Here is an 8,680-nt window from a genome sequence, read left to right as displayed (position 1 = left end):
GCGGCCGGGCGTGCGGGGGCGTTGTTCGATCCCGCCACCGCCGACACCCACTGGATCGAGAACACCATCACCCGCACCGATGGTCTGCGCGAGGCCGACCGCCGTTCCTACACCGCTTTCGTCGGCGCTTCGGGGTCACTGCACCGCAGCCTCTTCCGTGCCGCCGGCGGGCTCGAGCCCGGTCTCGTACTCGGCGGCGACACCGAGTTCGCCCACCGGCTCTACCAGCAGGGCGCGGTCTTCGTGCCCGACACCGACACCAGCAGCTGGCACCTGGGCCGCACCCAGATGCAGACCCGGCGCGAGGCCGGGACCCGCTACCGCCTGCCCTACCTGGCCAACCGGGTTCCCGAGTTCCACCTGCGCCGTGTCGGGCGGGCTCGCCGTTGGGAGGTTCCTTCCGTCGAGGCCGTCGTCGACGCCACCGAGAACGCCGGCGAGGCCGAGGAAACCGTGTCCGCGCTGCTCGAGGGGACCACGCCCGACCTGCGGGTCCATCTGCTCGTGCCGTCCCTGGAGGAGGAGGGGGCCGACCTGGCCGAGGCCTTCCGGGGCGAGGCCCGGGTGCACACCGCCGAGAGCGTGCCCGGGGCCGACCCGAGAGTGCCCTACCGACTCACCCTGCCTGCCGGGTCCCTGCCGACACCCGCATGCCTGGCCGACCTCGTGGAAGAGGCCGACCAGCGCCGTGTCGGGCTCCTCCACGTGCTCCTGCCCGGGGCGAGCGGGCCGAAAGAGGCCCTGCGGCTGGAACGCTCCAGTGCTTTCGCCCGCGCCCGCCATCTCGTACCCGGGGCGAGCGGGGACGAGCTCGACCGCGTCGTGGAGCACATCCACGGCACGGGGTGGTTGCCGTGGGAGGGGCTGGTCCGCCCACCGGGCGCCTGCCTGGAGGACGGTCCGCCGCCGGACCCGGACGAGCTGCGCAGCCGTGTGACCGAGGCCCTGGAGGCGCAGCGCGCCGCGCGAGAACGGGCCCGGCGCGCCGAACGCCGCCACCAGTGGTTCGCCTCCGGGCTGCGCGAACGTATCCGCCGCAAGCTCGAACAGCGGTGAGGCGAACGCCTCAGGGCACCCAGAGACCCAGGGTCTGCGCGACCAGGGCCGGGCGCTGCTGACCCTCGATCTCCACGGTGTGGGAGACGGTGAGCAGCAGGCCCTTCTCGTTCTCGGTCACGTCGCTGAGTTCGGCCACGTCGCGCACACGCGAACCCGAGGTGACCGGCTGGAGGAACCGCACCTTGTTGAGCCCGTAGTTGATCGCCATCTTCGGTGGTTCCTCGACCTCGAGCAGCTGCGGGGAGAAGTGTGCCAGCAGCGACAACGACAGGTATCCGTGGGCGATCGTGGTCCCGAAGGGGCCGGCAGCGGCCTTCTCGTGGTCCACATGGATCCACTGGTGGTCGCTGGTCGCGTCGGCGAAGAGGTCGATACGGCTCTGGTCGATCGTGAGCCAGTCGGTCGGGCCCAGGCGTGCGCCCTCGGCCCGGGCGACCTCCTGGACATCGGCGAATGCGCGCACCACGCCTCCGTTCGTCGGGTCCGGTTCACTGGGGGCCGGACGGGTACGCCCCACTCTACCTAACAGCGTTCGGTTTTTGGTGGACGGGAGCGGATCAGGAATGCGGCGCCAGGACCACCGACTCCGCCGTGCGCCCCTCGAGCGCCCGCCGGTCGACCCCATGCCCCAGACCGCTCTCGGTCAACGGCACCGGAACCACACCGTCGTGCGCGCGCACCGGGGGCGAGACCACGTCGCGCCCGTGGCGCCCCGCCCCCGGCATCTCCACCGGCAGCGTGGCCCCCGACAACGACGCCAACGCCACTGTCGCCGCACGGCCCACACCCGTGGCCGCCGAGGACCCGCACCAGACCTGCCGTCCCGAGTCCACCGCCCGGTCCACGGCACGCCGCGCCGGTGTGAGGCCGCCCAGACGTGCCAGGTCCACGTTCACCGCATCGCCCGCCTCGGCCCGGACCACCTCGTCCACGTCCTCCAGGCACGTCAACGACCGGTACAGCGCCACCGGGGTGCGCAACTCCGAGGTCAGCCGGGCGTGGGCCTCCAGGTCGTCCGGGGAGAAGGGGTCCTCGATCGCCAACAGGCTCAGACCGTCCAGCGCGTGCAGCGCCTCCACGTGCTCGGGGGACTCGGTGTAGCGGCCCCCGGCGTCGACCTGCAGCACCAGGAACGGAAAACTCGCCTGGACCGCGTGCACCACGTCGAGGTCCCACCCCGGGGAAATCTCCAGACGGACCCGGCGGAACCCCGAACCCACCTGGCGGTTGACCTCGCGCACGGCCGACTCCACCGTCCGCTGCCGCGACAGGGACACCCCCGCCGTCAACGCCGTGCGCTCCCCGCCCAGGGCGTGGGCCAGCGGGGTGTGCCGACGGCGGCTCCACAGGTCCCAGCACGCCGTGTCGAGAGCGCTCGCCACCGACGGGTCCCACGGCAGATCGACCCAGGCCTCACCGGCCTCGGTCGGGCGGGCCCAGACATGATCGAGCAGAGCCGGGGCGAACCGTGTCTGCAGGGACTCCCACTGCCCGGGGCTCGCACCGGGCACCTCGCCCCAACCACTGAACCCGTCGGTGTCGGAGACCCGCACCAGCACCGGGGCGCCGCGCCCGTTCGAGGACGTGCGCAGCCGCAGGAGCTCGAGCTCGACGATCCGTGTCGTGGTCGCCGATCCGGTTTGTGCCACGCTGTTCCACCTTCGGAAGTACCGCCTGGGTCGGGGCCGGGACCGTGCTGGTCACCGGCCCGGTCGTTACTTCGACCGTACCCCCGCTCAGGGAGGGCGACCACCCCGAAGTCGCCCCTGCGGGCGCCTGAACCCCTGGTCACAGCGCCACGGGCCGCACGGGGCGCATCCCCGCACGGCCCGCTCGTGCACGGATCAGGCCTCGGCCAGCACCTGCTCCAACGCACAGTGCTTCAGACCGTGGGCCTGGGCGACCGGCTCGTAGACCACCTGGCCGTCATGGACGTTGAGCCCGCCGGCCAGCGCCGGATCGTCGCGCAGGGCCCGGCGCCACCCCTTGTCCGCGAGTTCGACCACGTAGTGGAGGGTGTCCTTGGTCAGGGCATGGGTGGAGGTGTTGGGCACCGCCCCGGGCATGTTGGCCACGCAGTAGAACACGGTGTCGTGCACGGTGAAGGTGGGGTCGTCGTGAGTGGTGGGACGAGAATCCTCGAAGCAACCGCCCTGGTCGATGGCGATGTCGACCAGTACCGCGCCCGGCCGCATACGCGAGACCAGTTCGTTGGAGATCAGCTCGGGGGCCTTGGCGCCGGGCACGAGCACGGCCCCGATGACCATGTCCGACTCCAGCGCCGACTGCTCCAGCTCCATGGAGTTGGACACCACCGTCCTGACCTGGCCCCGGTAGACCTCGTCGAGGTGGCGCAGTTTGCGCGCGCTCAGTTCGAGGACGGTCACGTCGGCTCCCATGCCGACGGCGACCTGCGTGGCGTTGAGGCCCGCCACACCCGCACCGATGACGGTGACCTTGGCCGGGCGCACACCGGGCACCCCGCCCATGAGCACGCCCCGGCCCCCGGCCGGGCGCTGGAGGGAGACCGAACCGACCTGGGCCGCCAGGCGTCCGGCCACCTCCGACATCGGTGCCAGCAACGGCAGGGCGCCGTCGGAGGTCTGTACGGTCTCGTAGGCGATACCGGTGACGCCGTGCTCGAGGAGGGCCTCCGTGCACTCGCGGTCGGCAGCCAGGTGCAAGAAGGCGAACAGGGTCTGGCCCCGGCGCATACGGTGGTACTCCTCGGGGACCGGCTCCTTGACCTTGAGGATCAGGTCACCGAACCCCCAGACCTCGTCGGCGGTGTCGAGGAGGAGGGCCCCGGCCTCGGCGTACTCCCGATCGGTGATGGAGGAGCCGCGTCCGGCACCGTTCTCGATCGCGATCTCGTGGCCGCGTCCGACCAGCTCGTGTACCCCGGCGGGGGTGATGGCCACTCTGTACTCGTGGTTCTTGATCTCGCGGGGTACACCGATACGCACGGGCTTCCTCCTCGGTATTCTGCCGACATCCCAACTGTGACCTGCGCAGGCCACACCACGCCATAGCCGACATGCAGACCCTTTCCCGGCCTGGTCGACATGGTGCAAGTTTGGAGTGTGGCCCGAGGCACGGAACAAGCGGGGTCATGCCGAGGGGATCTGCCGGCCCGCCACCCACACCTTCTCCACCCGGCCCCTGAGGTCGGCGCCCGCGTACGGGCCCGGGTCGTCGGAGGGGACCCGGGTCCGCGCCTCCGGATCGAAGGCCACCAGGTCGGCGTCCCGGCCCTCACCGATGAACCCCTTGGCGCCCAGCCCGACCAGTGCGGCCGGGGCCTGTGCCGTCCACCGGGCCAACGTGTCCAGGCCCAGACCGCGGCGGGCCAGCGCCGTCCACAACGCCACCCGGCTCCAAGCCAGCGTGTGCAGCCCGTGCGCCGGCAGGTGGCCCGAGGACACCGTCGTCACGGTCGGCTCGCCGGGGCAGGTGATCGTGCTCCACAGGGCCCGCCGGTTGGCGTCCGGACGCAGCGGCGGCCGGAACGCGTGCCCGGGCGAACCGGGAGCCAGGTTCTCCGAGGGCAGACACAGGTAGTGCGGGCTCGTCTGCGCGCTCAACGGAACCCCCACCGATGCCGAGGCCGCCAGCAGGGCCGCGCACTCGGCCGCCGTGAACGGGGTGATGTGGGTGCGGGCCCCCGTCACACGTGCCGCCCCGATCACCCGTTCCAGGCCCCGGCGTTCGGCTCGCGGTGGCCGCTGTGGTGCCGAGGCCGACGGTGTGCCCAGCTCGCACACGTCCTCGGCGTGCACGAACAGGACCGCGTCCAGGGTGGCCAGCTCCGCCATGGCCTTGCGCAGACGCGGATCGTCGATCGGGGCCATGTCCGGGGCCCCGCCGTCCGAGAGCGAGCACTGGAACGCCACCGCCCCGGCCGCATGCAGGTCGGCCAGGTCCAGTGGACCGGACCACTGGGTCAGCCCGCCGGTCAGGAACACCGACACCGGCGCCTCCGCGGCCGCCCTGCGATGCACCTGGAGAGCGTCGGCGCTGGTCACCGCGGGGCGGGCCGGTGCGGGAGAGGCCACCAAGGTGGTCACCCCGCCGGCCAGCGCCGCTTCGGCAGCACCGAGATAGGATCCCTGCAGGTCGCGCCCGGGTACGTGCACCCCTGTTCCCAGGTCCACACCGCCCGGTAGAAGTGCGGTCGCCCCCAGGTCCACCCGTTCACGGGCCTGCAGCGGAACGCCGTGGTGGACCAGGGCCTCCACCCGGCCCTCCCGCAGTCCCACCGCTGCCGGGCCGACCCCTTGCGGGGTGACCACGCGCTCGGACCGGACCACGCAGTCGAACTCGGTCATCGCCGTCCCCTCATCGTCCTTCCCGGCCACGCTCCGTCCGTTGGCAGCTGCGCACCGAGCACGGAGAAGGGCAACGATCGGACGGGCGCGCGGGAAAGCACGACGGTGTGCGTTGCGCCTCGTGGCACACCGACCTTACAGCGAAAACACCCTCCGGAAGGGGGAAACGTCACCAACGGGCGGCACCGGGCCCCTGCACGCGCCGGATCAGGGCCTTTGGAGGGGTTACCGAGCCGGACCCCTGTCCGACAAGGTGTAGTAGACGGTCTAAGGTCTGTTCGGTGGATGCCTTACGTTGCGAGCGGTATGCGACGCGCGCGACGGGGTGCTGCGCCGCCGAGCGTCCGAGGACGGTGTACCGGTGCTCGCCGAACGGGCCCGGGGCCGTTCCGCGGACGCTTTCCGTCGCGCAGCAGGTCAGGCGTCCGGCCAGATGAACTGGCCCCTGGCCGTACTGTCCGACCGATCATCCTCGACAACGGAGTGGCACGTGGCTCCTCCCGCACAGAACGACACCATCACCCCGGCGGAACACCCCGACGCCCCCGGTACCGAACGGGTCCCCCTCTTCGCCGGCGCAGCCGTCGTGCTCTCCCTGGTGAGCCTGGCCCTGACACTGCTCCTGGGAGGGGCCGCCTTCCCCGAGGTCATTCCGGGGCTCCCGGACTCCGGGGAAGCCGTGCGCTGGGGGTTCCCACTGGCCAAGGTCGCCATGGACGGTTCCGCGCTCATGGCGGTCGGCCTGCTGCTGATGGCAGTGGTCTTCCTGCCCTCGGACCGCGGACGCCTGAGCGACCAGGCCGTCGGATACGTGCGGGCCGCCACGTGGGCAGCGCTCGCCTGGGCCGTGGCAGCGGTGTTCACCCTCTACTTCCAGACCGCCGAGTTCCTGGCCCGCACCATCGGCCAGGTCAGCGTCGACGAGGTCACCGCTTACGCCGGGTCGGTCGCCGGCGGCATCTCCCTGATGTTCGTGGTGCTGATCACCACCGGCGTCGCCCTGTTCGGACGCACCGTCGTCTCCTCCACCGGCGCCCTGTGGCTGCTGATCCTCGCCGGGGCCGCCACCACCCCGCCGGCCCTGACCGGGCACTCCGCCTCCGCGGGCGCGCACGAGCTCGCCGTGACCGGACTGGCGATGCACATCATCACCGTCTGTGCCTGGGTCGGCGGCCTCATCGCCGTCACTTATCACACCATGCGCCGCGACGCCCAGGCCCCCGTCGTGGCCGTCAACCGGTTCAGCAACCTGGCCCTGTGGCTCTACATCGGTGTGGCCATCAGCGGTGTGGCCAGCGCCCTGGCCCGCCTGTACTCCCTCGGGGACCTCTTCCGCACCGAGTACGGGCTCATCATCGTCGTCAAGGTCGCCGCCTTCGCGGTCCTGGGCGTCTTCGGGTACATGCACCGCACCGCCGTGCTCAGGCGCATCGAGGGAGCACCCGAGACCCTGCGCCGCGGCCTGTTCCTGCGCCTGGCCACCGTCGAGGCGCTCATCATGGCCGCCGTCGTCGGTGTGTCCGTGGGCCTGGGCCGCACCGCGCCGCCACCGCCGGCGGAGAGCGAGGTCGACCCGGCGGCAGCGATCCTCGGTTTCCCCGTGCCTCCGCCCATGGACGTACAGAACGTCCTCACGCTGTGGCGCCCCGACCTGTTCTTCATCATGGTCGTGATCGGCGCAGGTGCTCTCTACATCGGCGGAGTGCTGCGTCTGAGGAAGCGCGGGGACACATGGCCGGTGCTGCGTATCGTCGCCTTCGTGTCCGGGTTGCTGACCATCGTGGTCGTGCAGATCAGCGGCTTCGCGACCTACGCGATGGTCATGTTCTCCCAGCACATGATCCAGCACATGGTCATCCAGATGCTCACGCCGATCCTGCTGGTGCTGGGTGCACCAGCCACGCTGGCGCTGCGGGCGCTCAAACCCGCACGGGTGCGGGGCGACCGCGGTCCCCGTGAATGGCTGACCCTGTTCCTCAACAGCCGGTTCTCCCGAGTGGTGACACACCCGGCCGTGGCCGCGCCGATGTTCGTGTTCAGCCCCTACGCGCTGTACTTCACGTCGCTGTTCCCCACTCTCATGAACGACCACCTCGGTCACATGTTCATGAGCGTGCACTTCCTCATCACCGGGTTCCTCTTCTACTGGATCATCATCGGCATCGACCCCGCCCCGCGGAAGGTGCCGTACCTGCTCAGGATCCTGCTGCTGTTCGTGGTCATGGCCTTCCACGCCTTCTTCGGCATCGCGATCATGATGCAGTCGGCGCCGATCGCCATGGAGTTCTACAGCCAGTTCGACGTTCCCTGGCTCGACCAGGCCGAGGACCAGTACGCCGGCGGCGGTTTCGCGTGGGCGCTCGGCGAGGTCCCGACCATCCTGGTCACCGTCGCCCTGCTGTACCAGTGGACGAAGGACGACGAACGCACGGAGCGCCGCCGTGAGCGCCACGCGGCACGGGGCGACTCCGACGACGCCGACATGGACGCCTACAACGCCTACCTGGCAGAGCTGGCGCGCCGCTCGCGCGGGGGAACGGCCGTGCAGGAGACACCGGAGAAGACCGAGCAGGGCTCCGATGCCGCGGAAGCGGAGACCTCACAGGAGGCAGGCGGGGACGACGGGCCGCGCGCCTGACCCGATCGACGACGGGCGGTGCACCCACACCGGGTGTCCCGCCCGTTCCGTGTGCGCCCGAGCCGCCGTGCGGGCCGGTCGTCGACACGCCTTCTCCCCCGGTAGAAAGGGTGGTACGGCTCGGGGCGATGGTGTCGGCTCGGCCCATGAGACCGTTCCGCTTCGGCGTCAACTCCCAGCAGAACGACCCGGCCGACTGGGCCGGGACCTGCCGCACAGTGGAGGAACAGGGCTTCGACGTGCTCCTGTGCCCGACCACCTGGGAGCCACCTCGCCCCTCGCCCTGCCGACCGCGGCCGCACGCACCACCTCGCGGCTGCGGCTGGGCACCTACGTGCTCAACAACGGGTTCCGGAACCCGGCGCTGCTGGCCCGCGAGGCCGCCACCCTCGGCCGGCCCCCGCGAGGCCGCCTCGAACCGGGCCTGGGCGCGGGCCGCATGAAGAGCGGGTTCGACGACGCCGGGGCCACCGCCGCGCAGCTCACCGAACAGTTCGGCAGCGACCTCGTGCCCGGGGGCGAACCGCTGCGGGAACACCCGTGTGTGCTCCTGGGGGCCACCGAGGAGATGGCGCGTGCTCTGTGGGAGCGACGGGAACGGTTCGGGTCCACGCGCGTGGACACGCACGGTCCCTCCCGCGACGCCCTCGCGCAG

Annotated in this window: 6 protein-coding genes and 1 pseudogene; 3 read left to right on the top strand and 4 right to left on the bottom strand. The window is 71.3% G+C overall.

Features of this window, described 5'->3' with window-relative positions:
- On the top strand, positions 1 to 1,056 hold a 1,056-nt coding region (locus tag D456_RS27845; protein ID WP_026116138.1), incomplete at its 5' end, for a hypothetical protein.
- Between the two features lie 10 nt (positions 1,057 to 1,066).
- Here D456_RS27845 and D456_RS0122425 read toward each other — a convergent pair.
- The 4 genes from D456_RS0122425 to D456_RS0122405 form a co-directional block, all read right to left on the bottom strand.
- The gene (locus tag D456_RS0122425) at positions 1,067 to 1,525 is read right to left on the bottom strand and encodes a MaoC family dehydratase (RefSeq protein ID WP_017578421.1); all 459 of its coding nucleotides are present in this window, start codon (positions 1,523 to 1,525) and stop codon (positions 1,067 to 1,069) included.
- Between the two features lie 91 nt (positions 1,526 to 1,616).
- The gene (locus tag D456_RS0122420; protein WP_017578420.1) at positions 1,617 to 2,708 is read right to left on the bottom strand and encodes an enolase C-terminal domain-like protein; all 1,092 of its coding nucleotides are present in this window, start codon (positions 2,706 to 2,708) and stop codon (positions 1,617 to 1,619) included.
- Positions 2,709 to 2,903: 195 nt separating this feature from the next.
- Positions 2,904 to 4,025 (bottom strand): alanine dehydrogenase, encoded by a 1,122-nt coding sequence (gene ald / locus D456_RS0122410; RefSeq protein WP_017578419.1) that lies wholly within the window; start codon positions 4,023 to 4,025, stop codon positions 2,904 to 2,906.
- 144 nt (positions 4,026 to 4,169) lie between these two features.
- Positions 4,170 to 5,387, bottom strand: a complete 1,218-nt coding sequence (locus D456_RS0122405; RefSeq protein WP_017578418.1) for an amidohydrolase family protein — start codon at positions 5,385 to 5,387, stop codon at positions 4,170 to 4,172.
- Between the two features lie 490 nt (positions 5,388 to 5,877).
- Between D456_RS0122405 and D456_RS0122400 the strand changes: the two genes are divergently transcribed.
- Both D456_RS0122400 and D456_RS27660 read left to right on the top strand, forming a co-directional pair.
- On the top strand, positions 5,878 to 8,025 hold the full coding sequence (locus D456_RS0122400) for a cytochrome c oxidase assembly protein (RefSeq protein WP_040699909.1): 2,148 nt from the start codon (positions 5,878 to 5,880) through the stop codon (positions 8,023 to 8,025).
- Positions 7,967 to 8,434: pseudogene (locus D456_RS27660) on the top strand (LLM class flavin-dependent oxidoreductase); the annotation flags it as partial. The gene D456_RS0122400 and the pseudogene D456_RS27660, both read left to right, overlap by 59 nt.
- Between the last annotated feature and the right edge of the window lie 246 nt (positions 8,435 to 8,680).

Origin of the sequence: Nocardiopsis kunsanensis DSM 44524 (assembly GCF_000340965.1) — a bacterium.
In the GTDB taxonomy this organism is placed as follows: Bacteria; Actinomycetota; Actinomycetes; order Streptosporangiales; family Streptosporangiaceae; genus Nocardiopsis; species Nocardiopsis kunsanensis.
Note: the sequence above shows the minus strand (reverse complement) of the source record. Positions and strands in the feature narration are given on the sequence as shown.